This window comes from Salmonella sp. 2018103, from assembly GCF_026247685.1.
Taxonomy (GTDB): domain Bacteria; phylum Pseudomonadota; class Gammaproteobacteria; order Enterobacterales; family Enterobacteriaceae; genus Salmonella; species Salmonella enterica.
Window position 1 is genome coordinate 1,392,306 of sequence record NZ_CP111029.1, and the last position, 25,950, is coordinate 1,418,255.

28 protein-coding genes are annotated in these 25,950 nt (G+C 54.6%); 18 read left to right on the forward strand and 10 right to left on the reverse strand.

What is annotated here, in order from left to right; genetic code table 11:
• From eutC to eutR, 4 genes are read left to right on the forward strand one after another with little or no spacing between them, the layout of a single operon-like run.
• Entirely contained in the window at positions 1–897 is an 897-nt protein-coding gene (gene eutC, locus OLG56_RS06595) for an ethanolamine ammonia-lyase subunit EutC (RefSeq protein ID WP_061377290.1), read from the forward strand.
• Between the two features lie 9 nt (positions 898–906).
• Positions 907–1,566, forward strand: a complete 660-nt coding sequence (gene eutL / locus OLG56_RS06600; RefSeq protein ID WP_001111056.1) for an ethanolamine utilization microcompartment protein EutL — start codon at positions 907–909, stop codon at positions 1,564–1,566.
• A gap of 12 nt (positions 1,567–1,578) precedes the next feature.
• Complete coding sequence (gene eutK / locus OLG56_RS06605; RefSeq protein WP_000606266.1) at positions 1,579–2,073, forward strand: ethanolamine utilization microcompartment protein EutK; 495 nt, start codon at positions 1,579–1,581, stop codon at positions 2,071–2,073.
• A 47-nt stretch (positions 2,074–2,120) separates the two neighbouring features.
• Positions 2,121–3,173, forward strand: coding sequence for an HTH-type transcriptional regulator EutR (gene eutR, locus OLG56_RS06610; protein ID WP_000753666.1), 1,053 nt, complete (start codon positions 2,121–2,123; stop codon positions 3,171–3,173).
• 99 nt (positions 3,174–3,272) lie between these two features.
• Here eutR and hemF read toward each other — a convergent pair whose 3' ends face one another.
• Both hemF and amiA read right to left on the reverse strand, forming a co-directional pair.
• Positions 3,273–4,172, reverse strand: coding sequence for an oxygen-dependent coproporphyrinogen oxidase (gene hemF / locus OLG56_RS06615; protein WP_001528668.1), 900 nt, complete (start codon positions 4,170–4,172; stop codon positions 3,273–3,275).
• 2 nt (positions 4,173–4,174) lie between these two features.
• Entirely contained in the window at positions 4,175–5,044 is an 870-nt protein-coding gene (gene amiA / locus OLG56_RS06620; protein WP_000102880.1) for an N-acetylmuramoyl-L-alanine amidase AmiA, read from the reverse strand.
• A gap of 212 nt (positions 5,045–5,256) precedes the next feature.
• Here amiA and OLG56_RS06625 point away from each other — a divergent pair, with 212 nt between their 5' ends.
• The 10 genes from OLG56_RS06625 (at position 5,257) to cysM (ending at position 13,789) form a co-directional block, all read left to right on the forward strand.
• The gene (locus OLG56_RS06625; RefSeq protein ID WP_000406008.1) at positions 5,257–5,682 is read left to right on the forward strand and encodes a GNAT family acetyltransferase; all 426 of its coding nucleotides are present in this window, start codon (positions 5,257–5,259) and stop codon (positions 5,680–5,682) included.
• The gene (locus OLG56_RS06630; RefSeq protein ID WP_000842940.1) at positions 5,669–6,118 is read left to right on the forward strand and encodes a DUF2919 domain-containing protein; all 450 of its coding nucleotides are present in this window, start codon (positions 5,669–5,671) and stop codon (positions 6,116–6,118) included. Before OLG56_RS06625 ends, OLG56_RS06630 begins: the two co-directional genes overlap by 14 nt.
• 61 nt (positions 6,119–6,179) lie before the next feature.
• On the forward strand, positions 6,180–6,755 hold the full coding sequence (locus OLG56_RS06635; protein WP_000838967.1) for an RpoE-regulated lipoprotein: 576 nt from the start codon (positions 6,180–6,182) through the stop codon (positions 6,753–6,755).
• A 94-nt stretch (positions 6,756–6,849) separates the two neighbouring features.
• On the forward strand, positions 6,850–7,749 hold the full coding sequence (yfeX, locus tag OLG56_RS06640; RefSeq protein ID WP_000084583.1) for a porphyrinogen peroxidase: 900 nt from the start codon (positions 6,850–6,852) through the stop codon (positions 7,747–7,749).
• Positions 7,750–7,996: 247 nt separating this feature from the next.
• Positions 7,997–8,788, forward strand: a complete 792-nt coding sequence (ucpA, locus tag OLG56_RS06645) for an SDR family oxidoreductase UcpA (protein ID WP_000517460.1) — start codon at positions 7,997–7,999, stop codon at positions 8,786–8,788.
• A gap of 157 nt (positions 8,789–8,945) precedes the next feature.
• Positions 8,946–9,962: a thiosulfate/sulfate ABC transporter substrate-binding protein CysP gene (gene cysP, locus OLG56_RS06650; protein ID WP_061377291.1), complete on the forward strand. Its 1,017-nt coding sequence runs from the start codon at positions 8,946–8,948 to the stop codon at positions 9,960–9,962.
• Positions 9,962–10,795, forward strand: a complete 834-nt coding sequence (gene cysT, locus OLG56_RS06655) for a sulfate/thiosulfate ABC transporter permease CysT (protein WP_000881745.1) — start codon at positions 9,962–9,964, stop codon at positions 10,793–10,795. Before cysP ends, cysT begins: the two co-directional genes overlap by 1 nt.
• On the forward strand, positions 10,795–11,670 hold the full coding sequence (cysW, locus tag OLG56_RS06660) for a sulfate/thiosulfate ABC transporter permease CysW (RefSeq protein ID WP_000852705.1): 876 nt from the start codon (positions 10,795–10,797) through the stop codon (positions 11,668–11,670). Before cysT ends, cysW begins: the two co-directional genes overlap by 1 nt.
• Entirely contained in the window at positions 11,660–12,757 is a 1,098-nt protein-coding gene (cysA, locus tag OLG56_RS06665; protein WP_000021076.1) for a sulfate/thiosulfate ABC transporter ATP-binding protein CysA, read from the forward strand. Before cysW ends, cysA begins: the two co-directional genes overlap by 11 nt.
• Positions 12,758–12,877: 120 nt before the next feature.
• Positions 12,878–13,789, forward strand: coding sequence for a cysteine synthase CysM (cysM, locus tag OLG56_RS06670; RefSeq protein ID WP_001093874.1), 912 nt, complete (start codon positions 12,878–12,880; stop codon positions 13,787–13,789).
• A gap of 32 nt (positions 13,790–13,821) precedes the next feature.
• Here the strand turns inward: cysM and OLG56_RS06675 are convergent, their stop codons facing one another.
• Genes OLG56_RS06675 through ptsJ form a run of 3 tightly spaced genes read right to left on the reverse strand, consistent with a single transcriptional unit; the run spans position 13,822 to position 16,284 of the window.
• Positions 13,822–14,199 (reverse strand): YfeK family protein, encoded by a 378-nt coding sequence (locus tag OLG56_RS06675; protein WP_001528527.1) that lies wholly within the window; start codon positions 14,197–14,199, stop codon positions 13,822–13,824.
• A gap of 58 nt (positions 14,200–14,257) precedes the next feature.
• Entirely contained in the window at positions 14,258–14,977 is a 720-nt protein-coding gene (locus OLG56_RS06680; protein WP_061377292.1) for a type 1 glutamine amidotransferase, read from the reverse strand.
• 14 nt (positions 14,978–14,991) lie between these two features.
• Complete coding sequence (gene ptsJ / locus OLG56_RS06685; RefSeq protein WP_061377293.1) at positions 14,992–16,284, reverse strand: MocR-like B6 salvage transcription factor PtsJ; 1,293 nt, start codon at positions 16,282–16,284, stop codon at positions 14,992–14,994.
• 82 nt (positions 16,285–16,366) lie between these two features.
• Between ptsJ and pdxK the strand changes: the two genes are divergently transcribed.
• The gene (gene pdxK, locus OLG56_RS06690) at positions 16,367–17,233 is read left to right on the forward strand and encodes a pyridoxine/pyridoxal/pyridoxamine kinase (RefSeq protein ID WP_023214282.1); all 867 of its coding nucleotides are present in this window, start codon (positions 16,367–16,369) and stop codon (positions 17,231–17,233) included.
• Positions 17,230–17,469 carry a hypothetical protein gene (locus tag OLG56_RS06695; RefSeq protein WP_000844541.1) on the forward strand — a complete coding sequence of 80 codons (240 nt, stop codon included), beginning with the start codon at positions 17,230–17,232 and terminating at the stop codon, positions 17,467–17,469. The genes pdxK and OLG56_RS06695 overlap by 4 nt, the downstream gene beginning before the upstream one ends.
• Before the next feature lie 163 nt (positions 17,470–17,632).
• On the opposite strand, the gene crr is transcribed toward OLG56_RS06695, so the two are convergent.
• The 5 genes from crr to cysZ form a co-directional block, all read right to left on the reverse strand.
• On the reverse strand, positions 17,633–18,142 hold the full coding sequence (gene crr, locus OLG56_RS06700) for a PTS glucose transporter subunit IIA (RefSeq protein ID WP_000522253.1): 510 nt from the start codon (positions 18,140–18,142) through the stop codon (positions 17,633–17,635).
• A 40-nt stretch (positions 18,143–18,182) separates the two neighbouring features.
• Positions 18,183–19,910 carry a phosphoenolpyruvate-protein phosphotransferase PtsI gene (gene ptsI, locus OLG56_RS06705; protein ID WP_000623118.1) on the reverse strand — a complete coding sequence of 576 codons (1,728 nt, stop codon included), beginning with the start codon at positions 19,908–19,910 and terminating at the stop codon, positions 18,183–18,185.
• A gap of 48 nt (positions 19,911–19,958) precedes the next feature.
• Positions 19,959–20,216 carry a phosphocarrier protein Hpr gene (gene ptsH, locus OLG56_RS06710; protein ID WP_000487600.1) on the reverse strand — a complete coding sequence of 86 codons (258 nt, stop codon included), beginning with the start codon at positions 20,214–20,216 and terminating at the stop codon, positions 19,959–19,961.
• A 383-nt stretch (positions 20,217–20,599) separates the two neighbouring features.
• The gene (gene cysK / locus OLG56_RS06715; protein ID WP_061377294.1) at positions 20,600–21,571 is read right to left on the reverse strand and encodes a cysteine synthase A; all 972 of its coding nucleotides are present in this window, start codon (positions 21,569–21,571) and stop codon (positions 20,600–20,602) included.
• A gap of 311 nt (positions 21,572–21,882) precedes the next feature.
• A complete protein-coding gene (gene cysZ, locus OLG56_RS06720; protein WP_000255004.1) occupies positions 21,883–22,644 on the reverse strand; it encodes a sulfate transporter CysZ in 762 nt (253 codons plus the stop codon).
• Between the two features lie 231 nt (positions 22,645–22,875).
• Here cysZ and zipA point away from each other — a divergent pair, with 231 nt between their 5' ends.
• Together zipA and ligA are read left to right on the forward strand one after the other, a co-directional pair.
• Positions 22,876–23,862, forward strand: coding sequence for a cell division protein ZipA (zipA, locus tag OLG56_RS06725; protein WP_061377295.1), 987 nt, complete (start codon positions 22,876–22,878; stop codon positions 23,860–23,862).
• A 71-nt stretch (positions 23,863–23,933) separates the two neighbouring features.
• Complete coding sequence (gene ligA / locus OLG56_RS06730; protein WP_061377296.1) at positions 23,934–25,949, forward strand: NAD-dependent DNA ligase LigA; 2,016 nt, start codon at positions 23,934–23,936, stop codon at positions 25,947–25,949.
• Position 25,950: the final 1 nt, after the last annotated feature.

Below are 25,950 nucleotides of genomic sequence, written 5' to 3' on the forward strand. Positions count from 1 at the left end.
ATGGATCAAAAACAGATTGAAGAAATTGTACGTAGCGTGATGGCGTCAATGGGACAGGACGTACCGCAGCCCGTCGCGCCGTCAACGCAGGTAGGCGCAAAGCCGCAGTGCGCCGCGCCGACGGTGACCGAAAGCTGCGCGCTGGATTTAGGTTCCGTGGAGGCAAAAGCCTGGATTGGCGTCGAGAATCCGCATCGTGCGGACGTGCTGACCGAACTGCGTCGCAGTACTGCGGCACGCGTCTGTACGGGTCGTGCCGGGCCGCGTCCGCGCACCCAGGCGCTGTTGCGCTTCCTGGCGGATCACTCCCGTTCGAAAGATACCGTGCTCAAAGAAGTGCCGGAAGAGTGGGTAAAAGCGCAAGGGCTGCTGGAAGTGCGTTCGGAGATCAGCGACAAAAACCTGTACCTGACGCGCCCGGATATGGGGCGTCGCCTGAGTCCGGAAGCCATTGACGCGCTGAAGTCACAGTGCGTGATGAACCCGGATGTGCAGGTAGTGGTCTCCGATGGCCTCTCTACGGATGCGATCACCGCCAACTATGAAGAGATCCTGCCGCCGCTGCTTGCCGGTCTGAAGCAGGCCGGGCTGAACGTCGGCACGCCGTTCTTTGTGCGCTATGGCCGCGTGAAGATTGAAGATCAGATTGGCGAAATTCTCGGCGCGAAGGTCGTCATCCTGCTGGTGGGCGAACGTCCGGGGCTGGGGCAGTCGGAAAGCCTCTCCTGCTACGCCGTCTATTCCCCGCGCGTGGCGACCACCGTCGAGGCCGACAGAACCTGTATTTCAAACATTCATCAGGGGGGGACGCCGCCAGTAGAAGCCGCCGCCGTGATTGTGGATTTGGCCAAACGGATGCTGGAGCAGAAAGCGTCCGGCATCAACATGACCCGTTAAGGAGACATCATGCCTGCATTAGATTTGATTCGACCTTCAGTGACTGCCATGCGCGTGATTGCCTCCGTGAATGACGGCTTTGCGCGGGAACTTAAATTACCGCCACATATCCGTAGCCTCGGACTCATCACGGCAGATTCTGATGATGTGACCTATATTGCCGCTGATGAAGCGACAAAACAGGCGATGGTGGAAGTGGTCTATGGTCGCTCCCTCTATGCCGGGGCGGCTCACGGGCCGTCGCCTACCGCCGGTGAGGTGTTGATTATGCTGGGCGGACCGAACCCGGCGGAAGTGCGCGCCGGTCTGGATGCGATGGTCGCCAGCATTGAAAACGGCGCGGCGTTCCAGTGGGCGAACGATGCGGAAAATACCGCATTCCTGGCGCATGTGGTTTCGCGTACCGGCTCGTACCTCTCATCTACCGCAGGTATTGCGCTGGGCGATCCAATGGCCTATCTGGTGGCGCCGCCGCTGGAAGCGACATTCGGCATTGACGCGGCGATGAAATCCGCTGACGTTCAACTGGTGACTTACGTGCCGCCGCCGTCGGAAACCAACTATTCGGCCGCGTTCTTAACGGGAAGCCAGGCCGCGTGTAAAGCCGCCTGCAATGCCTTTACCGACGCCGTGCTGGATATCGCCCGTAACCCTGTCCAGCGTGCGTAACGGAGGCTGCCAATGATCAATGCCCTGGGATTACTGGAAGTGGACGGAATGGTCGCCGCCGTCGATGCGGCGGATGCCATGCTGAAAGCGGCCAACGTGCGTTTGCTCAGTCATCAAGTGCTCGACCCTGGCAGGCTCACGCTGGTGGTGGAGGGCGATCTGGCGGCGTGTCGTGCGGCGCTGGATGCCGGAAGCGCCGCCGCGCAGCGCACAGGCCGTGTGATTAGCCGCAAAGAAATTGGTCGTCCGGAAGAGGACACCCAGTGGCTGATTGGCGGGTTTGCGCGTGCGACAACGCCGACTGAGAAAGCGCCCCAGGTACCCGCAACGCCTGAGTTCGCTGAAGCGTTACTGGCGCTGCTGGCATCAGTACGCCAGGGAATGACGGCGGGAGAGGTTGCCGCGCATTTTGGCTGGCCGCTGGAGCAGGCCAGAAACGTGCTGGAACAACTCTTTTCTGACGGAGCGTTGCGTAAACGCAGTAGTCGCTATCGCATCAAAAATTAATCTGTCGGAGGGCCGGGCGTCCTGGCGGGCGTCCGGCATAGAAGATCATGAAAAAGACCCGTACAGCGAATTTGCACCATCTTTATCATGAAGCGTTACCCGAAGACGTTAAACTTACGCCCAGAGTCGAGGTGGACAATGTTCATCAGCGACGGACGACGGATGTCTATGAACATGCTCTGACTATCACCGCCTGGCAGCAGATCTACGATCAGTTACACCCGGGTAAATTTCATGGCGAGTTCACGGAAATCCTGCTTGATGAGATTCAGGTGTTCCGTGAATACACCGGCCTGGCGCTGCGTCAGTCGTGTCTGGTTTGGCCAAACTCTTTCTGGTTTGGTATTCCGGCGACGCGCGGCGAACAGGGATTTATCGGCGCGCAGGGGCTCGGCAGCGCCGAGATTGCCACCCGACCGGGAGGCACCGAGTTTGAACTGAGCACGCCGGATGATTACACCATTCTGGGCGTCGTTATCTCGGAAGATGTTATTTCCCGTCAGGCCACGTTTTTGCATAACCCGGAAAGGGTGCTGCATATGCTGCGTAACCAGTTAGCGCTGGAGGTAAAAGAGCAGCATAAAGCGGCGCTGTGGGGCTTTGTGCAGCAGGCGCTGGCCACCTTTAGCGAGAGTCCTGAAACCCTGCATCAACCTGCGGTGCGTAAGGTCTTGAGTGATAATTTGTTGCTGGCGATGGGCACGATGCTGGAAGAGGCGAAGCCGATTCATAGCGCCGAAAGCATCAGCCATCAGGGATATCGTAGGCTACTGTCGCGGGCGCGGGAATATGTGCTGGAAAATATGTCGGAGCCGCTGACGGTGCTCGACTTATGTAACCAGCTACACGTAAGCCGTCGCACGCTGCAAAATGCGTTTCACGCCATTTTGGGCATTGGCCCCAATGCGTGGCTGAAACGTATTCGCTTAAACGCGGTACGCCGGGAGTTGATTAGCCCGTGGTCGCAGAGCACCACGGTCAAAGATGCCGCGATGCAGTGGGGATTCTGGCATCTGGGGCAATTTGCCACCGATTATCAGCAATTATTTGCCGAAAAACCATCGTTGACGCTGCATCAACGGATGCGGCAATGGGCTTGATGGCATTCTTGTGCCGGATGCGACGCTTTGCGTCTTATCCGGCCTACGGGGCGGTGCCGTTGTGGTTGTAGGCCTGATAAGCGTAGCGCTATCAGGCAATTACACCCAGTCGCGTACCTGAATAAACTCGCTCAGCGCCGCTTCCGGGCTACCCGCCTCTGGCTGCCAGTCGTACTCCCAGCGCACCAGCGGCGGCATCGACATCAGGATAGATTCAGTGCGCCCGCCGGTTTGTAGACCAAACAGGGTGCCTCTGTCCCATACCAGATTGAACTCCACGTAGCGCCCGCGGCGATAAAGTTGAAAATTACGCTCCCGCTCGCCCCAGACCATCGCTTTGCGTCGTTCGACAATCGGTAAATACGCCTCGGTGTAGCCGTTACCGACCGCCTGCATAAAAGCAAAACAGTGGTCGAAATCCGGCGTATTCAAATCGTCAAAAAAAAGGCCGCCAACGCCGCGCTGCTCGTTACGATGCTTGAGGAAAAAGTAGTCGTCGCACCACTTTTTATAACGCGGATACACATCGTCGCCAAACGGCTGGCACAGGTCGCGGGCGGTGCGGTGCCAGTGAACGGCATCCTCTTCAAAGCCGTAGTAGGGCGTTAAATCGAACCCGCCGCCAAACCACCACACCGGATCGGCGCCCGGTTTTTCGGCAATAAAAAAGCGCACGTTAGCATGGCTGGTGGGAATATACGGATTGTGCGGATGCACCACCAGCGATACGCCCATCGCTTCAAAGCTACGCCCGGCCAGTTCTGGCCGATGCGCGGTGGCGGACGCGGGCATTGCATCGCCGTGAACGTGAGAGAAATTAACGCCCGCCTGTTCGAAAATCCCGCCGTTGCGTAATACCCGGCTGCGTCCGCCGCCGCCCGCTTCGCGTCGCCAGCTATCTTCGACAAAGTTTGCGCCATCCACAGCGGATAACGTTTGGCAAATATCATCCTGCAGGCGTAGCAGAAACTGTTTTACGTGATGTGCATCGGGTTTCATGATTACCGTTTCTTCGTGTGTGCTTTCTGATTATCAAACCAGTGAAAATAACTGATGATGCCGTTGGCGATCGCCGTAGCGATTTTCTGGCGAAACGCCGTCGTGCCCAGCAGACGTTCTTCTTCCGGATTGGTAATAAACGAGGTTTCGACCAGTACCGACGGAATTGACGGTGATTTTAGCACCACGAAAGCCGCTTGTTCGGTAGTGCGGCTGTGTAATTTATGTATAGGTTTGATTTTCTTGAGAATATGCGAACCCAGCGTCAGACTGTTTTTAATCGTATCGGTTTGCACCAGATCAAACAAAACTTGTTGTAATAGATGATCCCGGTCAGTGGCTTTTTTACCCGCCACTTCGTCCGCGCGGTTTTCACGCTCGGAGAGATACTTCGCCATGGCGCTACTGGCCCCGCGGTTGGAAAGCGCAAAAACGGAAGCGCCCGCCGCTTTCGGATTGGTAAAACCATCGGCATGAATGGACATAAACAGATCCGCGCCGTGCTTATGGGCGATTTCCACTCGATCGTACAGCGGAATAAAGGTATCCCCTGTCCGGGTTAAACGCGCATCGATTCCGTGATTTCGCAAAATAGCGCGTACGTTTTTGGCAATTGCCAGTACGACGTGTTTTTCCTGAGAACCGTTGCGGCCAATCGCGCCGGTATCGATGCCGCCGTGTCCGGGGTCGAGCATCACCAGCCGTTTACTGCCGGTTTTTTTTGTTTTGGGTTTGCTGTGACCATTACTGGTTTTTAGCGTTTCTTCTTTGGCTATTGCGTGCGACATACCTGACAGCGTCAGGGCCGCCAGACCTGTTTTGAGTACCTGGCGGCGCGATGTGAGAGTTTTTAGGAGTTTAAAAGTGCTCATACGGCCTGAGTTGTGAAAATTAAGTTCAAGATGTTATATCGTATCGCGTAATCCGTTACGACGGTTGGTGATGAGAATTGTTTTACTTTTCATTTCAATACGTGACACATCGCCATTATGCCATTTTTTCCGCTACATCGCGTCAGATATTGGCTGAATCAGATGTTTGCGCCATAATCTTGGTTTTTCCACCCGAAAAGGCAACGAATACCATGGAAATACGCGTTTTTCGCCAGGAAGATTTCGAAGAGGTGATTACCCTCTGGGAGCGTTGCGACCTGCTGCGTCCATGGAACGATCCTGAAATGGATATTGAACGCAAGGTGAATCACGATGTCAGCTTGTTCCTCGTTGCGGAAGTTAGCGGCGAAGTCGTCGGTACGGTAATGGGCGGTTATGACGGGCATCGCGGCTCGGCGTATTACCTGGGCGTTCACCCGGAGTTCCGCGGGCGCGGCATTGCGAATGCGTTGCTTAACCGGCTGGAAAAAAAACTCATCGCCCGCGGGTGTCCGAAAATCCAAATTATGGTGCGTGATGATAACGACGTTGTGCTGGGCATGTATGAACGTCTGGGGTATGAGCATTCTGACGCCCTAAGTTTGGGTAAACGCCTGATTGAAGATGAAGAGTACTGAGTTTCATCCAGCCGATTATGATGTACACGGACGTTTACGCCTGCCGTTTCTGTTCTGGTGCGTACTGCTACTTCAGGCGCGCGCCTGGGTACTCTTTGTCATTGCCGGTTCATCCCGTGGACAGGGTAATACTTTGTTAAACTTTTTTTATCCCGACCATGACAATTTTTGGCTGGGGCTGTTGCCCGGCGTTCCGGCGGTAGTGGCATTTTTACTCAGCGGGCGGCGTGAAGCGGTTCCTGGTGTGTGGCGCTGGCTGCGCGGACTCCTGATCCTTGCTCAACTGGTGTCGTTGTGCTGGCTGCCGGTGATGTGGCTGGGTGGCGACCCGGTCAACGGCGTCGGGCTGGCGCTGCTGCTGGCGGACATCGTCGCGCTGATCTGGCTGTTAACCAATCAACGTTTGCGTGCCTGTTTTTCCCTTGAGAAAGAATAACGGCACTTTTTGGCGAACCCGCACTCCAACCAACGTTAATTAATAAAAGAAAGGAAGTGAGATGAAATCGCTGCGTTTGACTTTACTCGCACTGCCGCTGGCGCTGACCGGCTGCTCAACGCTCTCCTCGGTCAACTGGTCTGCCGCAAATCCATGGAACTGGTTTGGTTCCTCGACAGAAGTCACTGAGCAAGGCGTGGGAGCGCTGACCGCCGCCACGCCGCTGGAAGAGCCGGCTATTGCAGAGGCATTAGATGGCGATTATCGCCTGCGTAGCGGTATGAAAACCGATAACGGCAACGTGGTGCGCTTTTTCGAAGCGATGAAGGGCGACAATGTCGCGATGGTGATCAACGGCGAGCAGGGAACCGTGAGCCGTATTGATGTGCTGGACAGCGATATCCCAACCGCCGCGGGGGGCAAAATCGGTACGCCGTTTAGCGACCTTTACAGCAAAGCGTTTGGTCACTGCGAGCCGGTTTCCAGCGATAGCCATACCAGCGTCGAATGTAAAGCCGAGGGAAGTCAGCATATTAGCTATGTTTTCTCCGGCGAGTGGAGCGGACCGGAAGGCTTAATGCCTCCTGATGACATCTTAAAAAACTGGGACGTGCGCAAAATTATCTGGCGTCGTTAATTTGCGCCTGAACAAACCGCTTCGCTTAAAAACAAGGTAAAATAGCCTCCATTAATGCCACGACTGCGTGGCATTCTCATTTTCAGGAGGAATCATGTCTCAGGTTCAAAGTGGCATTTTGCCGGAACATTGCCGTGCGGCAATTTGGATTGAAGCCAATGTGAAAGGCGACCTGGACGCCCTGCGCGCGGCCAGCAGAACATTTGCCGATAAACTGGCGACCTTCGAAGTCAAATTTCCGGACGCCCATCTTGGGGCCGTTGTGGCGTTTGGCAACAACACCTGGCGCGCCCTGAGCGGCGGCGTCGGGGCGGAAGAACTGAAAGATTTTATTCCTTATGGTAAAGGGCTGGCGCCGGCCACGCAGTATGACGTGCTGATCCATATCCTTTCCCTGCGCCACGATGTGAATTTTTCTGTTGCCCAGGCGGCGATGGAAGCCTTCGGTGACTGTATCGACGTGAAAGAAGAAGTTCACGGCTTCCGTTGGGTGGAAGAACGCGATCTGAGCGGCTTTGTCGACGGGACAGAGAACCCAGCGGGCGAAGAGACGCGTCGTGAAGTGGCGGTGATCAAAGATGGCGTGGATGCCGGCGGCAGTTATGTGTTCGTGCAGCGTTGGGAACACAATCTCAAGCAACTTAACCGGATGAGTATTCACGATCAGGAGATGATGATCGGGCGTACCAAAGAAGCCAATGAAGAGATTGACGGCGATGCGCGTCCGGCAACGTCTCACCTGAGCCGCGTGGATCTCAAAGAAGATGGCAAAGGGCTGAAGATTGTGCGCCAGAGCCTGCCATACGGCACCGCCAGCGGTACTCATGGTCTCTATTTCTGCGCTTACTGCGCACGTCTGCACAATATCGAACAGCAGCTTCTGAGTATGTTCGGCGATACCGACGGTAAACGCGACGCGATGCTGCGCTTCACCAAGCCGGTAACTGGCGGCTACTATTTTGCCCCGTCGCTGGATCGCCTGTTAGCGCTATAAAGTAAAACCCTGTTGGATGGCAGCGCAAACGCTTTATTCGACCTACGATTGGTAGGCCTGATAAGCGCAGCGCCATCAGGCAGAACAGCATGAAACAGCATGAAAATGGTCATCCCCGCCTCCGCGGGGATTTTTTTACCTAATATTTACCTGAATTAGTGAGCTATTCCTCAGCACTTATTTGTTATTACTGTATTTTCAGTGTTAATGGAGTGTAAGACTCCATATTCAAAAGGAGACATTGAAAATGGGTAAACTCACGGGCAAGACAGCATTGATTACGGGCGCATCGCAGGGCATTGGCGAAGGGATCGCTCGCGTATTCGCACGCCACGGCGCGAACTTAATCTTGCTGGATATCTCCGATGAGATTGAAAAGCTGGCGGATGAGCTGGGCGGGCGCGGGCATCGCTGCACTGCCGTTAAGGCTGACGTCAGAGATTTTGCTTCGGTGCAGGCGGCGGTTGCGCGCGCCAAAGAGACTGAAGGTAGAATTGATATTTTGGTGAATAACGCTGGAGTGTGCCGTCTGGGCAACTTCCTCGATATGAGTGAAGAAGATCGCGATTTCCACATTGATATTAATATTAAAGGTGTCTGGAACGTCACCAAAGCCGTCCTGCCGGAGATGATTAAACGTAAAGATGGCCGCATTGTGATGATGTCTTCCGTTACGGGAGATATGGTGGCGGACCCGGGTGAAACGGCCTATGCGCTGTCAAAAGCCGCCATTGTCGGTTTAACCAAATCGCTGGCGGTAGAGTATGCGCAGTCCGGTATTCGCGTGAATGCCATTTGCCCCGGTTATGTAAGAACGCCGATGGCGGAAAGCATTGCCCGTCAGTCTAACCCTGACGATCCGGAATCGGTATTAACGGAAATGGCAAAAGCCATTCCGCTACGCCGTCTTGCCGATCCGCTGGAAGTAGGGGAACTGGCGGCATTTCTGGCTTCCGATGAGTCCAGCTATCTTACCGGAACGCAAAACGTCATTGATGGCGGCAGTACCCTGCCTGAAAGCGTAAGCGTAGGCGTCTGATTGATGCCGGTCTCCTCCCCGCGCCGCGTGGGGAGGGATTCTCTTATTCCCTTTTCAACTTTCAAATCATCAAACGGTATATAAAACCGTTACTCCTTTAGCGCTGGTTATAAATATGATGACCATAAGAAAGTCATTAAATTTATAAGGGTGCGCAATGGCCGTTAACTTACTGAAAAAGAGACCCCTGACGCTGGCAGCAATGCTGTTACTGGCAGGGCAGGCGCAGGCAACGGAGCTGCTTAACAGCTCATACGATGTCTCCCGCGAGCTGTTTGCCGCCCTTAACCCGCCGTTTGAGCAACAATGGGCGAAGGAGAACGGCGGCGATAAGCTGACGATTAAGCAGTCTCATGCCGGGTCATCAAAACAGGCGCTGGCGATTTTGCAGGGACTGAAGGCAGACGTCGTGACCTACAATCAGGTGACCGACGTACAGATTCTCCATGATAAAGGCAAGCTGATCCCTGCCGACTGGCAAAGCCGTCTGCCGAACAACAGTTCGCCATTCTATTCCACGATGGGCTTCCTGGTGCGCAAGGGGAACCCGAAAAATATTCACGACTGGAGCGATCTTGTACGTTCCGACGTGAAGCTGATTTTCCCTAACCCGAAAACCTCCGGCAACGCCCGTTACACGTATCTGGCGGCATGGGGCGCGGCGGATAACGCGGACGGCGGCGATAAAGCCAAAACCGAACAGTTTATGACCCAGTTCCTGAAAAATGTCGAAGTGTTTGATACCGGCGGTCGCGGCGCTACGACTACCTTTGCCGAGCGTGGTCTGGGCGATGTGCTGATTAGTTTTGAATCGGAAGTGAACAACATCCGCAAACAATATGAAGCCCAGGGATTTGAAGTGGTGATCCCGAAAACGAACATTCTTGCTGAGTTCCCGGTTGCCTGGGTGGATAAAAACGTGAAGGCCAACGGCACAGAAAAAGCCGCCAAAGCTTACCTGAACTGGCTGTATAGCCCGCAGGCGCAGACCATCATTACCCATTACTACTACCGCGTGAATAACCCGGAAATCATGGGCAAGCAAGCAGATAAATTCCCGCAGACCGAACTGTTCCGCGTGGAAGAAAAATTTGGTTCCTGGCCGGAAGTGATGAAAACGCACTTTGCCAGCGGCGGCGAACTGGACAAACTGTTGGCGGCGGGGCGTAAGTAATGCTTGCCGTTTCTTCCCGACGCGTGCTGCCCGGCTTTACGTTAAGCCTCGGTACCAGTTTGCTGTTTGTCTGCCTGATCCTGCTGTTGCCGTTGAGCGCGCTGGTGATGCAGCTCTCACAGATGAGCTGGGCGCAATACTGGGATGTCGTGACCAACCCTCAGGTGGTGGCTGCCTATAAAGTGACGCTACTGGCGGCATTTGTAGCGTCGATTTTTAACGGCGTGTTTGGCCTGTTGATGGCGTGGATTTTAACCCGCTACCGTTTTCCAGGGCGCACGTTGCTGGATGCGCTGATGGATCTGCCGTTTGCGCTGCCGACAGCGGTGGCGGGGTTAACGCTGGCCTCGCTGTTCTCAGTGAACGGTTTCTACGGTCAGTTTCTAGCGCAGTTTGATATCAAAGTGACCTATACCTGGCTCGGTATTGCGGTGGCGATGGCCTTTACCAGCATTCCATTTGTGGTACGCACCGTCCAGCCGGTACTGGAAGAGCTGGGGCCGGAATATGAAGAAGCGGCACAAACGCTGGGGGCCACCCGCCTGCAAAGTTTTCGCAAAGTCGTGCTGCCTGAGCTGTCGCCTGCGCTGATTGCCGGCGTGGCGCTCTCTTTTACCCGTAGCCTGGGCGAGTTTGGCGCGGTGATTTTTATCGCCGGAAATATCGCCTGGAAAACAGAAGTGACCTCGCTGATGATTTTTGTGCGTTTGCAGGAGTTTGATTACCCCGCCGCCAGCGCCATTGCCTCGGTGATCCTTGCGGCATCCTTGCTGCTGCTGTTCTCTATCAATACCTTGCAAAGTCGCTTTGGTCGACGTGTGGTAGGTCATTAATGGCGGAAGTGACTCAATTGAAGCGATACGACGTCCCCCGCATTAACTGGGGAAAATGGTTTTTGATTGGCGTCGGGATGCTGGTTTCGGCGTTTATCCTGCTGGTGCCGATGATTTACATCTTCGTGCAGGCGTTCAGCAAAGGGTTAATGCCGGTACTGCAAAATCTGGCCGATCCGGACATGCTGCACGCCATCTGGCTGACGGTGTTGATTGCCTTGATCGCAGTGCCGGTGAATCTGGTGTTCGGCATTCTGCTGGCGTGGCTGGTGACGCGCTTTAACTTCCCCGGACGTCAGCTATTGCTGACCCTGCTGGATATTCCCTTTGCCGTCTCGCCGGTGGTGGCCGGTCTGGTTTATCTGCTGTTTTATGGCTCCAACGGCCCGTTGGGCGGCTGGCTGGATGAACATAATTTGCAAATGATGTTCTCCTGGCCGGGGATGGTACTGGTCACTATTTTTGTCACCTGTCCGTTTGTGGTGCGCGAACTGGTGCCAGTGATGCTCAGCCAGGGCAGTCAGGAAGATGAGGCGGCGATTTTACTGGGCGCATCCGGCTGGCAAATGTTTCGCCGCGTGACATTGCCGAATATTCGCTGGGCGCTACTTTACGGCGTGGTGTTAACCAACGCCCGCGCGATTGGCGAGTTCGGCGCGGTGTCGGTGGTGTCCGGCTCGATTCGCGGCGAAACGTTATCGCTACCGTTACAGATTGAATTACTGGAGCAGGACTACAACACCGTCGGCTCCTTTACCGCCGCCGCATTGTTGACGCTAATGGCGATTATTACCCTGTTTTTGAAGAGCATGTTGCAATGGCGTCTGGAGAATCAGGAAAAACGCGCGCAACAGGAGGAAAATCATGAGCATTGAGATCGCCAGAATTAAGAAATCGTTTGGTCGTACTCAGGTACTGAATGATATCTCGCTGGATATTCCTTCCGGCCAGATGGTTGCCTTGTTGGGGCCGTCAGGTTCCGGCAAAACGACGCTGCTGCGCATTATTGCCGGGCTGGAGCATCAGTCCAGCGGCCATATTCGTTTCCACGGTACGGACGTTAGCCGCCTGCACGCGCGTGAGCGTAAAGTCGGTTTTGTGTTTCAGCACTATGCGCTGTTTCGCCATATGACGGTGTTTGACAACATTGCTTTTGGCCTGACGGTGCTGCCGCGACGCGACCGTCCAACTGCGGCGGCGATTAAAACGAAAGTGACGCAATTGCTGGAGATGGTGCAACTGGCGCACCTCGCGGATCGTTTCCCCGCCCAGCTTTCCGGCGGACAAAAACAGCGCGTGGCGCTGGCGCGCGCGCTTGCCGTGGAACCGCAAATTCTACTGCTGGATGAACCCTTTGGCGCGCTGGATGCCCAGGTACGTAAAGAGTTACGTCGCTGGTTGCGCCAGCTACATGAAGAACTGAAATTCACCAGCGTCTTTGTCACCCACGATCAGGAAGAAGCGACGGAAGTGGCGGATCGGGTGGTGGTGATGAGTCAGGGCAATATCGAACAGGCTGATGCGCCGGATCGGGTGTGGCGTGAACCGGCAACCCGCTTCGTACTGGAGTTTATGGGCGAGGTGAACCGCCTGACAGGCACCGTCCGCGGCGGGCAGTTTCACGTTGGCGCGCATCGTTGGCCGCTGGGTTATACGCCCGCGTACCAGGGGCCGGTCGATCTGTTCCTGCGTCCGTGGGAGGTGGATATTAGCCGCCGCACCAGCCTGGATTCTCCGCTACCAGTACAGGTCATTGAGGCCAGCCCGAAAGGTCATTATACACAGCTAGTGGTGCAGCCGCTGGGGTGGTATCACGATCCGCTGACGGTGGTGATGGCGGGTGAGGATGTTCCGGTTCGCGGCGAGCGTTTATTTGTTGGACTGCAAAAAGCGCGTTTGTATAACGGCGACCAGCGTATTGAAACGCGTGAAGAGGAACTTGCTCTGGCGCAATCGGCCTGATAGGTTAATTTGCATAGTTATCGCCCGGTGGCGCTTCGCTTACCGGGCCTACAGCGTATATCGTGATTTTGTAGGCCGGGTAAGCACAGCGCCACCCGGCATTTTTATTGAGCTGAAAACGTGAATACATTAGAACAAACCATCGGCAATACGCCGCTGGTCAAATTACAACGTCTGGCACCGGATAACGGCAGTGAAATCTGGGTCAAGCTGGAAGGCAATAATCCGGCAGGATCGGTGAAAGATCGCGCGGCGCTATCGATGATTGTCGAGGCGGAAAAGCGCGGGGAAATTAAACCGGGCGATGTCCTGATTGAAGCGACCAGCGGCAACACTGGCATTGCGCTGGCGATGATCGCCGCGCTGAAAGGTTATCGCATGAAGCTGTTGATGCCGGACAACATGAGCCAGGAGCGTCGGGCGGCAATGCGGGCCTATGGCGCGGAACTGATTCTGGTCACTAAAGAGCAGGGAATGGAAGGGGCGCGCGATTTAGCGCTCGCTATGTCTGAGCGCGGAGAAGGTAAACTGCTCGATCAGTTTAATAACCCCGATAACCCGTATGCGCACTACACGACCACCGGCCCGGAAATCTGGCGACAAACGTCAGGTCGCATCACCCATTTTGTCTCCAGTATGGGGACAACCGGCACCATTACCGGCGTGTCGCGTTTTCTGCGCGAGCAGGAAAAGCCGGTGACGATTGTCGGTTTGCAGCCGGAAGAGGGCAGCAGTATTCCGGGCATTCGCCGCTGGCCTGCGGAATACATGCCAGGCATTTTTAACGCCTCGCTGGTAGATGAGGTGCTGGATATTCATCAGAATGATGCCGAAAACACCATGCGTGAACTGGCCGTTCGTGAAGGGATTTTCTGCGGCGTGAGTTCCGGCGGCGCGGTAGCGGGCGCGTTACGCGTCGCACGAGCCACGCCCGGCGCGATAGTGGTGGCGATTATCTGCGATCGCGGCGACCGTTACTTGTCTACCGGCGTGTTTGGTGAAGAGCATTTCAGCCAGGGGGCAGGGATTTAAACGAGATGCCATCGTCGTATGACACCCGTGTGTTATAGCGTTTTATCCGTTTCCGCAATAAGCGCATGTAAATAAGGCTGCGCGTTTTCATCGCTTTTACCAGGAATTTTAACGATATAGGGTTTTCCGGTGATGGACGACGACGACGCGACTTTATCGATAAACTGTTCGGCGGTGTCGATACGATTGCGCGTGTTACCCAGTTTTAAGCGCAGGTGCGATACGGCTTCCTCGCAGTTATGCGCATCACCGTTACGAACGAATGTCAGATCCTGTTTCTGCGCCAGCGCATTCAGCATGGCGTTAATACGCGCTTCTTCATGGGCGTTCAGCTTCGCCCAGGCGGGTAGGGTCAGCAGGAGCGCAACGACGGCGCAGACAATTTTCTTCATGGTAAAATCCTTTTTCATGCGATAATCACTGCACCTCAGACCGTTAGCCGGGTAATAAGTTGCACTCCTGGTGGGGTTATTTCTGTGAGTGCGCCAGCGTGAGTTCATCCAGAAAACGCCACAGCTTTTCATTCATCTGCTGGTAATCCCATGCGCGCATCTCGGCGACCGAGCGGATAAAACGCATCCCTTGCGCGTCGGCCAGCTCCTGCTGCGAATGTTGGATTAATCCTTCAACCGCCTCAGCGGTAAATTCCATATGACACTGGAAGCCGTAGACAAAATTGCCGTACTGCACTATCTGACGTGGACAGCCTTCGCTTTCGGCCAGCACGGTCGCCTGATCGGTGAGTCCTGGCATATCGTTGTGCCAGTGGCCGACGGTTAACGGGGAGCCAAAGTGGGCGATAAGCGGATGCCGCAGACCGGCTTCAGTGAGCGTAATAGGGTAGTGACCAATCTCTTTTTCCGGACTTTGGCACACAGCGGCGCCCAGCGCCTCGCCAATGAGCTGCGAACCAAGACAAATGCCGATAACCATTCGCCGGGCCGTAATCGCCTGATTAATTAAGTGCTGTTCGGCGCGAGAGTCAAAGTACGGGCACTCTTCGCGGGTGGTGCGCGGCGACTGCGGACCGCCAAATACCACGAGCATATCGAACTCATCGGCATTGGGCGGTAGCGCTTCTCCGGCATAGACGCGCGACCATGAAATGGTATAACCGCGATCTTCAGCCCATTTCAGATAAGCGCCAGCAGATTCAAACGACTCATGGACAACAAAATGAACTCGCACGTTATTTTCTCCTGTTAGCGATTTAGCGCCTGATGGATATCAGCCGCCAGCGTGTTGATCTCGCTGTCATTTAATGTCGACAGCGTGATACGTAGACCGTGAGACGGCGCGCTTACGCCAAAGGCTTCTCCCTCGCGTACCAGCCAGCCGGATTTTGCCAGCGTAAACGCGGTAGCCTGGCTATGGGTGTCCAGCGGGAGCCAGGCATTCACGCCGTCGCCGGGAGAAATGGCGATGCCATATTGCTGTAGGGCGCGGGCCAGTTTTTGTTGCCGGGTGGCGTAAAACAGCCGCGTTTGCGCCAGCCTGTGCTGATACTCAGGGTCGGTCAGGCAGGCGTAGACCAGATCCTGTAACAGATGGCTGACCCACTGACTACCGGCATTTAGCCGCAGCCGAAGTTTTGCCGAGGTCGCGCTGTCGCTGGCGACAATAGCAAGACGTAAATCGGGGCCGAGGGCTTTGGAAACGGAGCGTATCACCGCCCAGTGTTGCGTTGTCTGCGCAATAACCGGCTGCCAGGGCGACGAAGAAAGTAGAGCGAAGTGATCGTCGATAATGACCACTACCTGAGGGTAACGCGCCAGCATATTTTGCAGCGCAGCGGCGCGGCGAGCGCTCAGGCTACAGCCGGTAGGGTTGTGTGCGCGCGGCGTTAAGATCACTGCCCGCGCGCCCTGATTTAGCGCCTGCTCCAGCTTTTCAGGCTGCATTCCTTCGCTATCTACGCTGACCGGGCTGGCGCTAAAACCGGCATAGCGCAGCATATTGATACTGCTTAAAAAACAGGGATCTTCCACCGCGACGCTGTCGCCCGGCAGCAGATGCGCGCAAAGCAGTCTTTCGATAGCGTCGATAGCTCCGCTGGTGATATCAATTTCGCCTGCGACGGGAGTGGCATCCCGTAGCCAGCGCGCCGCCCAGGCGTGTAGTTCAGGGGAAACGGGCGCATCGCCGTAGAGATGCGGCGTGCGGTTGAGACGGGCAAAATAATGGCTGAGGTCAGGCAGACGCTGCGGATCGGGATTGCCGCCGGAAAGGTCGTGCAGAGGCGTATGCGGATCGCCGCCTTCCAGCGCTACGGGAGACGGACTGCCTTTAATCACCGTCCCATTGCGGCCTAAACTTTGCGCCAGTCCCGCCGTTATCAGCCGTTTATACGCCGCTGCGACGGTATTGCGGTTCACCTTTAATTCGTTTGCCAGCTCCCGTACCGGCGGGAGCGAATCCTCTGCCCGTAACGTGCCGGCAATAATGTGTTGACGGATACTGTCAAAAATTTCGTTAGCGGTTTTTCCGTCGATCATTATTGACCTATGACAAAATGAATTTTAGCATATGACAATGATAATGAGGCGGTAGCCTGCTGTCCAGCGAGAGGAAAATTTTATGGGACAAGAGAGTGATATTCAGTCAGTGCTCTTCGACGACAACCATCGGGCGTTACAGACCGATATCGTCGCCGTCCAGTCACAGGTCGTGTACGGCAGCGTAGGCAACAGCATCGCTGTTCCGGCCATTAAAGCGCAGGGATTACGCGTGGCGGCTGTCCCGACGGTGCTGTTCAGCAATACGCCGCACTATAAAACCTTTTATGGCGGCATTATTCCCGCCGAGTGGTTTGCAGGCTACCTTACGGCGTTGAATGAGCGCGATGCGCTACGTGAATTAAAAGCGATTACCACCGGTTACATGGGCAGCGCAGACCAAATTGTCTTGCTTTCGAAGTGGCTAATGGCGATCCGGGCTTCGCATCCGGAGGTGTGTATTCTTGTTGATCCGGTCATTGGCGATACCGACAGTGGAATGTATGTGCAGGCGGAAATTCCGCAGGCTTATCGCACACATTTGTTGCCGCAGGCGCAGGGGCTAACGCCGAACGTATTTGAGCTGGAGATGCTGAGTGGTAAACCGTGCCGCACGCTGGAAGAGGCGGTGGCGGCGGCGCAATCGCTGCTTTCCGATACGCTGAAATGGGTGGTTATCACCAGCGCGCCGGGCGAATCTCTGGAGACCATAACGGTTGCCGTCGTTACCGCGCAGGTCGTGGAGGTCTTTGCCCATCCGCGGGTGGCGACGGAGTTAAAAGGGACGGGAGATCTCTTTTGCGCCGAGCTGGTCAGCGGTATTGTGCAGGGAAAAAAACTGACGACCGCGGCAAAAGATGCGGCGCAGCGCGTGCTGGAGGTGATGACCTGGACACAGCAGTGTGGCTGTGATGAGTTAATTCTGCCGCCGGCAGGGGAGGCGCGATGAAGAGTTATCGGCTGGTAGTTCGCCAGCAGGGACGTATCGTGGGGCATTTTGAAACGAGCGGGCTGGACGCGCTGGAAGATATTTGCGTAGCGCGGGCGATGTTTGGTATCACTGGCGGCTATCAGTGCGAGTTGCAAGTGTCCGATTCCGAACGCAGGATGCTGGAGAGTGGCCCGGATGGGATGAAGATCCTGATGCGCGAGAAGTGCTTTCGCCCGGTGACCTCGCAGTTGTAACCCGTGGATTGGCGCTGAAATGTTCGCAACCTTGTAGGCCTGATAAGCGTAGCGCCATCAGGCAGTGCGCCGCACCATCGCCGGATGGCGGCGCAAGCGCCTTATCCGGCCTACAGGCAAAAAAAATGGCGCCCAAAGGCGCCATTCTTCACTGCGGCAAGAATTACTTCTTAATGCGGATAACCGGAGTTTCACCCACGGTCACGCTACCGGACAGTTTGATCAGTTCTTTGATTTCATCCATGTTGGAGATAACAACCGGAGTCAGGGTAGACTTGGCTTTTTCTTCCAGCAACGGCAGATCGAACTCGATGACCGGATCGCCAACTTTCACGCGCTGACCTTCTTCAGCAATACGCTTGAAGCCTTCGCCTTTCAGCTCAACGGTGTCGATACCGAAGTGAACGAACAGCTCAATGCCGCTATCGGATTCGATAGAGAACGCATGGTTGGTTTCAAAGATTTTGCCGATGGTACCGTCAACAGGGGCGACCATTTTGTTACCGGTTGGTTTGATAGCGATGCCATCACCAACGATTTTTTCAGCAAAAACTACATCCGGCACGTCTTCGATGTTGACGATCTCGCCAGAGAGCGGGGCAACAATCTCAATAGTTCCGGTGTCTTTCTTATCATCAGAAACCAGAGATTTTAGTTTATCGAACAAACCCATGATCTTCTCCTAAGCAGTAAATTGGGCCGCATCTCGTGGATTAGCAGATTGTTTTTTCTTCAATGAACTTGTTAACCAGCGTCATTAACTCGTCCGTTGTCGGTTGAGCAAGAGCCTGCTCTGCTAACACCTTCGCATCTTCGAAGTTCGTGTTACGGATAATCTTCTTAATGCGCGGGATAGAAATGGCGCTCATAGAGAATTCGTCCAGACCCATCCCCAGCAACAGAAGTGTAGCACGTTCGTCGCCTGCAAGCTCACCACACATGCCAGTCCATTTACCTTCTGCATGAGAAGCATCAATAACTTGCTTGATCAAGTTCAGTACGGACGGTGACATTGGCTGGTAAAGGTGTGAAATCATATCATTACCACGGTCAACTGCCAGGGTGTACTGCGTTAAATCATTGGTGCCGATACTAAAGAAATCAACTTCTTTGGCTAAATGACGCGCAATTGTCGCCGCAGCCGGTGTTTCCACCATCACGCCAATCTCAATGCTTTCGTCAAATGCTTTACCTTCGTCACGCAGTTCCTGTTTGTAGATTTCAATCTCTTTGCGCAGCGCGCGAACTTCTTCAACAGAGATGATCATCGGGAACATAATGCGCAATTTACCGAAAGCGGAGGCACGCAGAATCGCGCGAACCTGGTCACGCAGGATCTCTTTGCGATCCATGGCGATACGCACGGCGCGCCAGCCCAGGAACGGGTTCTCTTCTTTCGGGAAGTTCATGTACGGCAGCTCTTTGTCGCCGCCAATGTCCATGGTACGGACGATAACCGCCTGCGAGCCGCACGCTTCAGCGACCGCTTTATAGGCGGCAAACTGCTCTTCTTCCGTCGGCAGCGCGTCGCGATCCATGAACAGGAATTCAGTACGATACAGACCAACGCCTTCCGCGCCGTTGCGCTCAGCGCCTTCAACGTCACGAACGGTACCGATGTTGGCGCAAACTTCAACCTGATGTCCATCCAGCGTGATTGCCGGCAGATCTTTCAGTTTTGCGAGTTCCGCTTTCTCGGTCGCAACCTGCTCCTGGACGGCGCGCAGTTGCTCAATAACATCGTTGGTCGGGTTGACGTAAACCTGGTTGTTTACGGCATCCAGAATCAGATAGTCGCCGTTTTTCACCTGAGAGGTGACGCTACCGGTACCTACGATCGCCGGCAGTTCCAGAGAACGCGCCATGATGGAGGTATGAGACGTGCGTCCGCCCGCGTCGGTGATGAAGCCCAGCACTTTCTGCAGGTTCAGCTGTGCAGTTTCTGATGGCGTCAGGTCAGCGGCAACCAGGATAACTTCTTCCTGAATCGCGCTCAGATCGATAATGGCCAGACCCAGGATGTTGCGCAGCAGGCGCTTACCGATATCACGTACGTCAGCCGCGCGCTCTTTCAGGTATTCATCATCCAGTTCTTCCAGGGCAGTGGCCTGACCTTCGATAACTTCATGTGCGGCTGCGTCAGCCGTCATGTGCTTATCTTTAATCAGGGCTATGATTTCCTGCTCCAGCTCCTCATCTTCGAGCAGCATAATATGCCCTTCAAAGATGGCTTCTTTTTCTTCACCGAACGTTTCACCAGCTTTTGTCTTGATCGCTTCCAGTTGCGCAGATGCCTTGGCACGACCGCTCAGAAAACGTTCAACTTCCTGATCAACCTTGTCGGCAGAAATTTTTTTCCGGTCAATGACGATTTCGTCTTCTTTCAGCAGCAGTGCTTTGCCGAAAGCGATACCCGGGGATGCTAAAATGCCTGAAATCATAACCCTACCTTACTTGTGACTGATTTTTAAAAGAACCCGGAAAAAAACTTACTCGAGTTCCGCCATCAGTTTGACCAGATGTTCAACCGCTTTCTGCTCATCTTCACCTTCTGCGGAGATGGTGACGACGGTGCCTTGAGTCAGGCCCAGAGTCTGCAGTTTAAACAGGCTTTTCGCGCTGGCGCTTTTGCCGTTGGAAGTCACAGTAATCTCAGAAGTGAAGCCTTTTGCTTCTTTAACAAACTGAGCAGCAGGGCGGGTGTGCAGACCGTTCGGAGCGGTAATGGTAACTTCTTGCTGGAACATTGTATTTCCCCAACTTATAGGTTTAGTGTTGTGGAACTAAAGTCTAGCCTGGCGGCTCAACTTTAGCCTGTATTGTTAGCGCCGGCGTAAACGGGACGCGACACAAAAGGTGTTCTACGCAATCCGTTGCTGGCAACTTATGGCCGCTGACGTTTCGCTCGTCATTAAACATTATGCCGCGAAAGGAAGATTTGAACCAAATCATAAAATCGATTCAGCTAACGCTTTTCCTGTAACGATTAATTTCGCGCATCAAAATAATTAGTCTGGTTAAATACCAGTTCCGGCAGGGTGAATCAATGCCAGGTGAGGTGAAAGTTTGAAGCAGGCCACAAAAAAGCACCCAAAAAGGTGCTTTTTTACGCGTTTTTAACATGCTGGCATCACTGTTGCAGTTCTTTCTCAGTAAAGAGATCGGCGAACAACGCGGTGCTCAGATAACGCTCACCTGATGAAGGTAGGATAACCACAATATTCTTATTGGTAAAGCTTTCATCTTCCTGCAGCTTAAGCGCTGCAGCAACCGCGGCGCCGGAAGAAATTCCCGCCAGAATACCTTCCTCTTCCATCAGACGGCGCGCGGTAGAAATGGCTTCTTCATTGGTGATGCCAACCACTTTATCAATCAGTTTCAGATCCAGGTTGCCTGGGATGAAGCCTGCGCCGATGCCCTGAATTTTATGCGGGCCCGGTTTGATCTCTTCACCAGCCAGCGCCTGGGCGATAACCGGGGAGTCAGTGGGTTCTACCGCAACGGTGATAAGATCGGTTTTACCCTTCGTCCCTTTGATATAACGCGTGACGCCGGTTAACGTACCGCCAGTACCGACGCCGGAGATAAACACATCCACCTGACCATCGGTGTCTTCCCAGATTTCCGGGCCGGTGGTTTTTTCATGGATTTCCGGGTTGGCAGGGTTGCTGAACTGCTGGAGCAGGAGATATTTTTGCGGATCGCTGGCGACAATTTCTTCGGCTTTCTGAATAGCGCCTTTCATCCCTTTCGCCCCTTCGGTCAGCACCAGATTCGCGCCTAATGCTTTGAGTAGCTTGCGGCGTTCAATGCTCATGGTCTCCGGCATGGTCAGGGTGAGTTTGTAACCGCGCGCGGCGGCGACATACGCCAGCGCAATACCGGTGTTGCCGCTGGTCGGCTCGACCAGTTCCACGACAGGTTTCAGTACGCCACGCTTTTCGGCATCCCAAATCATATTGGCGCCGATACGGCACTTGACGCTGAAGCTCGGGTTGCGCGATTCCACCTTCGCCAGAATGCGTCCATTACCGATACGGTTCAGTCGAACCAGCGGCGTATGGCCGATAGTCAGCGAGTTATCTTCATAAATCTTACTCATGGCCTGTCCTTAACTATATGAAATTGGGATACCTTCCCAGCATACCTTCCAGCCAGATATGGGGAAGTAAAGATTTCGCATATCTATATGCTGATGGGAAATAATGGTTATCAGTATAGAATAAGAGACAGCATAAGAGCCTATCCCATTAGGGCTATTTTACTTGCCATTTTGGTCCTGGGCAGTGCTCAAAATCCTCACGTACTACGTGTACGCTCCGGTTTTTGCGCGCTGTCCGTGTCCAAACTGGCTGCGCCAATAACGCCTGGTGGGATAGGCTCTAAGCCATCTCTTATTTATACATTTTTACGTTATTTCCATAACGCGTGTTTAGCACGCCAGCAATCAACCCACATTGCCGTCGCGCCACAGACGGCAACAGGCATAATGAAAAGGTTAAGCACCGGAATCATCGTAAAGAGGCTGGTGAGCGCGCCAAATTGCATATTCGCGACCTTCTGCGTGCGCAACGCGGCGCGCATCGTTTTAAACGGCACTTTGTGGTTATCAAACGGGTAGTCGCAATACTGGATCGCCAGCATCCAGGCGCTGAACAAAAACCACAACACCGGCGCGATGGTTTGGCCAATGCCAGGAATGAAATAGAGAACCAGCAGCACAATAGCGCGCGGCAGATACCACGCCAGCTTTTGCCATTCACGTTTCATAATGCGCGGTACATCTTTCATGATGCCGAGTATGCCGGTATCTGGCGGCGTGGCGCCGGTTAACCGCGCCTCAAGCTGTTCGGCTAAAAGGCCGTTAAACGGCGCGGCGATCCAGTTGGCGAGGGTAGAGAAAAAATAGCCAAAGACCAGCAGAACAGAGATAACCGCAATCGGCCACAGCAGATAGCTCAGCCATTGCAGCCAGTCCGGCACATGACTCATCAACGAAGGTATCCAGGCGTCAAGCTGCGTAAACAGCCACCAAAATGCGCCGCCCATCAGCACAATGTTGACCAGCAAAGGTAAAATAACAAAGCGGCGGATTCCCGGTAGGGTGACTAACTTCCATCCTTGCGAGAAATAATAGACGCCGCTATGTGGTACGGTTGTGGATGATGAAACCATATGCAGGACATACTCCTTTTTCTTAAAGCCCTGGGTAAACGTGGGATATCTTACCCGGTTATCAGACGGTGGATAGTTCGGAAATGTTCGAAAAAACAGCAAAAAGTACATTTTCCTTCATCTTTATGCTGCGAAAGCCAACAGTACACTTGCACTTGACGTAATCGGCAAATACTCTTAGTGAGTAAATGTTTGCCGTGGTGGCAAGGTGTTAGAACAACAGAGAATATAATGATGCAGGATTTGCGTCTGATATTAATCATTGTTGGCGCGATCGCCATAATCGCTTTACTGGTACATGGTTTCTGGACCAGCCGTAAAGAACGATCTTCTATGTTCCGCGATCGTCCACTAAAACGCATGAAATCAAAACGCGACGACGACTCGTATGACGACGATGTCGAAGAAGACGAAGGCGTGGGTGAAGTTCGTGTTCACCGCGTAAATCATGCCCCCGGCCAGCCGCAGGAGCATGATGCCCCTCGTCAGTCGCCGCAACACCAGTACCAGCCGCCTTATGCGTCTGCGCAACCGCGTCCAGCGGCGCCGCCGCAGCCGCAAGCGCCGATGCAACAGCCGGTTCAGCAACCGGTCCAACCTGCGCCGCAGCCTCAGCAGGTTCAGCCATCTGCGCCGCCGGTACAGCCGCCGCAACAGCAGCCTGCACCGCCGTCGCAAGCGCCGCAGCCTGTTGCGCAGCCCGCGCCGCCGCCATCAGCGCAAACCTTCCAGCCTGCGGAACCTGTGGTTGAGGCAGAACCGGTAGTGGAAGAAGCGTCGGTTGTGGAAAAACCGCAGCGTAAAGAGGCGGTCATCATTATGAACGTCGCGGCCCATCATGGCAGCGAGCTTAATGGTGAAGTGTTACTGAACAGTATTCAGCAGTCAGGCTTTAAATTTGGCGATATGAATATTTTCCATCGTCATTTGAGCCCGGACGGCAGTGGCCCGGCCTTGTTCAGTCTCGCGAATATGGTCAATCCGGGAACGTTTGATCCTGAAATGACGGACTTCACTACGCCTGGCGTTACTATCTTTATGCAGGTACCGTCTTACGGCGATGCGCTGCAGAACTTCAAGCTGATGCTGCAATCCGCGCAGCATATCGCTGATGAGGTCGGCGGCGTCGTGCTGGATGACCAGCGTCGGATGATGACGCCGCAGAAGCTGCGCGAATATCAGGACCGCATCCGCGAGGTGATGGACGCTAACGCCTGAGGTTAACGCAGGTGTGACATTTTTAACGTAACCCCCGCCTGTCGGGGGTTTTTTATCATTGATGGTGTGATATGGAACCAATCGAACAACAACTGACACAACTGCGAACCACGCTTCGCCATCATGAATATCTGTATCATGTGATGGATGCGCCGGAGATTCCCGACGCCGAATATGACCGCCTGATGCGGGAACTGCGAGAGCTGGAGGCGCAACGTCCGGACCTTATCACGCCGGATTCGCCCACGCAGCGCGTTGGCGCGGCGCCGCTGACGGCATTCAACCAGATTCGCCATGAAGTACCGATGCTGTCGCTCGATAACGTATTTGATGAAGAAAGCTTCCTGGCGTTTAACAAGCGAGTGCAGGATCGTCTAAAAAGCACGGAAAATGTCATCTGGTGCTGCGAGCTAAAACTGGATGGCCTGGCGGTCAGCATTCTGTATGAAAACGGCGTGCTGGTGAGCGCTGCGACGCGTGGCGACGGCACCACCGGTGAAGATATCACTTCAAACGTGCGCACGATTCGTGCCATTCCTTTAAAGCTGCATGGCGATAACATTCCGGCGCGTCTTGAAGTTCGCGGAGAGGTATTTTTACCGCAGGCCGGGTTCGAAAAGATCAATGAAGACGCGCGCCGTACTGGCGGCAAAGTGTTTGCTAACCCGCGTAACGCGGCGGCGGGCTCGCTGCGTCAGCTCGATCCGCGTATTACGGCGAAGCGACCACTAACATTTTTCTGCTACGGCGTCGGTATTCTGGAAGGCGGCGAGTTGCCGGATACGCATCTGGGACGTTTGCTGCAATTTAAAGCGTGGGGGCTACCGGTCAGCGATCGCGTGACGCTGTGCGATTCTCCCCAGGCGGTACTGGATTTTTATCACAACGTCGAAAAAGATCGCCCCACGCTCGGTTTTGATATCGACGGCGTGGTGATTAAGGTCAACTCGCTGGCTTTGCAGGAACAGCTGGGCTTTGTGGCCCGCGCGCCGCGCTGGGCGGTGGCGTTTAAATTCCCTGCTCAGGAGCAGATGACTTTTGTGCGCGATGTTGAGTTTCAGGTCGGGCGCACCGGGGCGATTACGCCGGTGGCGCGTCTGGAACCAGTTCAGGTGGCTGGTGTGCTGGTCAGCAATGCCACGTTGCATAATGCCGATGAAATTGAACGGCTTGGCTTGCGTATTGGCGATAAGGTGGTTATCCGTCGGGCAGGCGATGTGATCCCTCAGGTGGTCAACGTGGTTCTGTCCGAACGCCCTGAAGAGACGCGTCCGATTGTGTTTCCAACGCACTGTCCGGTGTGCGGATCGGACGTAGAGCGCGTTGAAGGCGAAGCCGTTACCCGTTGTACCGGCGGGCTGATTTGCGGCGCGCAGCGTAAAGAGTCGCTGAAACATTTTGTGTCGCGCCGGGCGATGGATGTAGACGGGATGGGCGATAAGATCATCGACCAACTGGTGGAAAGGGAGTATGTCCATACGCCAGCGGATCTGTTCCGTCTGACGGCGGGTAAACTGACCGGCCTGGACCGAATGGGGCCAAAGTCCGCGCAAAATGTTGTAAACGCGCTGGAAAAAGCCAAAGCGACGACCTTTGCGCGTTTTCTCTATGCGCTGGGCATCCGTGAAGTGGGTGAGGCGACGGCGGCGGGGCTGGCGGCTTATTTCGGCACGCTGGAGGCGCTGCAGGCCGCCACCATTGACGAGTTGCAGAAAGTGCCTGACGTGGGGATTGTTGTCGCTACGCACGTCTTTAACTTTTTTGCCGAAGAGAGTAATCGTGACGTGATTGGGCAGCTACTGGCGGAAGGGGTTCACTGGCCCGCGCCGGTAGTCATTAATGTGCAAGAGATCGATAGCCCGTTTGCCGGTAAAACCGTGGTACTAACCGGTAGCCTGAGCCAGATGTCCCGCGATGACGCTAAAGCGCGTTTAGTGGCGCTGGGCGCGAAAGTGGCAGGCAGCGTATCGAAGAAAACCGATCTGGTGATTGCCGGTGAAGCGGCGGGTTCCAAACTTGCCAAAGCGCAGGAACTGGGTATTACCGTGATTGATGAAGCGGAAATGATCCGCTTACTGGGTGCCTGAG

What these genes read in the sequence shown, in the direction of transcription:
- crr (WP_000522253.1), bottom strand. Translation starts at nt 18,142, where the DNA reads ATGGGTTTGTTCGATAAACTAAAATCTCTGGTTTCTGATGATAAGAAA.
- OLG56_RS06695 (WP_000844541.1), top strand. Translation starts at nt 17,230, where the DNA reads ATGAAGAGTTATCGGCTGGTAGTTCGCCAGCAGGGACGTATCGTGGGG.
- cysZ (WP_000255004.1), bottom strand. Translation starts at nt 22,644, where the DNA reads ATGGTTTCATCATCCACAACCGTACCACATAGCGGCGTCTATTATTTC.
- OLG56_RS06635 (WP_000838967.1), top strand. Translation starts at nt 6,180, where the DNA reads ATGAAATCGCTGCGTTTGACTTTACTCGCACTGCCGCTGGCGCTGACC.
- zipA (WP_061377295.1), top strand. Translation starts at nt 22,876, where the DNA reads ATGATGCAGGATTTGCGTCTGATATTAATCATTGTTGGCGCGATCGCC.
- OLG56_RS06630 (WP_000842940.1), top strand. Translation starts at nt 5,669, where the DNA reads ATGAAGAGTACTGAGTTTCATCCAGCCGATTATGATGTACACGGACGT.
- amiA (WP_000102880.1), bottom strand. Translation starts at nt 5,044, where the DNA reads ATGAGCACTTTTAAACTCCTAAAAACTCTCACATCGCGCCGCCAGGTA.
- OLG56_RS06625 (WP_000406008.1), top strand. Translation starts at nt 5,257, where the DNA reads ATGGAAATACGCGTTTTTCGCCAGGAAGATTTCGAAGAGGTGATTACC.
- hemF (WP_001528668.1), bottom strand. Translation starts at nt 4,172, where the DNA reads ATGAAACCCGATGCACATCACGTAAAACAGTTTCTGCTACGCCTGCAG.
- cysK (WP_061377294.1), bottom strand. Translation starts at nt 21,571, where the DNA reads ATGAGTAAGATTTATGAAGATAACTCGCTGACTATCGGCCATACGCCG.
- yfeX (WP_000084583.1), top strand. Translation starts at nt 6,850, where the DNA reads ATGTCTCAGGTTCAAAGTGGCATTTTGCCGGAACATTGCCGTGCGGCA.
- eutK (WP_000606266.1), top strand. Translation starts at nt 1,579, where the DNA reads ATGATCAATGCCCTGGGATTACTGGAAGTGGACGGAATGGTCGCCGCC.
- OLG56_RS06675 (WP_001528527.1), bottom strand. Translation starts at nt 14,199, where the DNA reads ATGAAAAAGGATTTTACCATGAAGAAAATTGTCTGCGCCGTCGTTGCG.
- ptsI (WP_000623118.1), bottom strand. Translation starts at nt 19,910, where the DNA reads ATGATTTCAGGCATTTTAGCATCCCCGGGTATCGCTTTCGGCAAAGCA.
- pdxK (WP_023214282.1), top strand. Translation starts at nt 16,367, where the DNA reads ATGGGACAAGAGAGTGATATTCAGTCAGTGCTCTTCGACGACAACCAT.
- cysT (WP_000881745.1), top strand. Translation starts at nt 9,962, where the DNA reads ATGCTTGCCGTTTCTTCCCGACGCGTGCTGCCCGGCTTTACGTTAAGC.
- ligA (WP_061377296.1), top strand. Translation starts at nt 23,934, where the DNA reads ATGGAACCAATCGAACAACAACTGACACAACTGCGAACCACGCTTCGC.
- eutL (WP_001111056.1), top strand. Translation starts at nt 907, where the DNA reads ATGCCTGCATTAGATTTGATTCGACCTTCAGTGACTGCCATGCGCGTG.
- cysA (WP_000021076.1), top strand. Translation starts at nt 11,660, where the DNA reads ATGAGCATTGAGATCGCCAGAATTAAGAAATCGTTTGGTCGTACTCAG.
- ptsH (WP_000487600.1), bottom strand. Translation starts at nt 20,216, where the DNA reads ATGTTCCAGCAAGAAGTTACCATTACCGCTCCGAACGGTCTGCACACC.
- eutR (WP_000753666.1), top strand. Translation starts at nt 2,121, where the DNA reads ATGAAAAAGACCCGTACAGCGAATTTGCACCATCTTTATCATGAAGCG.
- cysW (WP_000852705.1), top strand. Translation starts at nt 10,795, where the DNA reads ATGGCGGAAGTGACTCAATTGAAGCGATACGACGTCCCCCGCATTAAC.
- ucpA (WP_000517460.1), top strand. Translation starts at nt 7,997, where the DNA reads ATGGGTAAACTCACGGGCAAGACAGCATTGATTACGGGCGCATCGCAG.
- eutC (WP_061377290.1), top strand. Translation starts at nt 1, where the DNA reads ATGGATCAAAAACAGATTGAAGAAATTGTACGTAGCGTGATGGCGTCA.
- cysP (WP_061377291.1), top strand. Translation starts at nt 8,946, where the DNA reads ATGGCCGTTAACTTACTGAAAAAGAGACCCCTGACGCTGGCAGCAATG.
- ptsJ (WP_061377293.1), bottom strand. Translation starts at nt 16,284, where the DNA reads ATGATCGACGGAAAAACCGCTAACGAAATTTTTGACAGTATCCGTCAA.